The sequence below is a fragment of the Bacillus sp. SIMBA_008 genome (assembly GCF_046535495.1).
Classification (GTDB): domain Bacteria; phylum Bacillota; class Bacilli; order Bacillales; family Bacillaceae; genus Bacillus; species Bacillus subtilis.
Genome location: NZ_JAWRWL010000735.1, coordinates 1 through 259, shown reverse-complemented (window position 1 = coordinate 259; position 259 = coordinate 1). Strand labels below are relative to the sequence as shown.

At 42.9% G+C, this 259-nt stretch carries 1 pseudogene; it reads left to right on the top strand.

The features are described from left to right. Nucleotides 1–98, top strand: a pseudogene (locus tag SB658_RS25205) (YwhD family protein); the annotation flags it as partial. Between the last annotated feature and the right edge of the window lie 161 nt (nucleotides 99–259).

Below are 259 nucleotides of genomic sequence, written 5' to 3'. Positions count from 1 at the left end.
AGCAGGTGCTTGCTGAATTTCTGCAGAAGCATGACCAAGGGCTCTGGGAACGTTCATCCGATGAATTGAAAACGGGTCTGCTTCCGGGCGAAAAATAATTTGTGAACTTTTTGTGAACTTTATAAATATTTGCACTAATTTGCAATTGTACTGAGTAAACTGTTGATACAGAATCAGGACATGGAAAGTCCCGAGCCGAACCAAGACTCGGGGTTTTTCATGTTTACGCGGAGGTTTCATCATGTTCACCGTCTTTGAC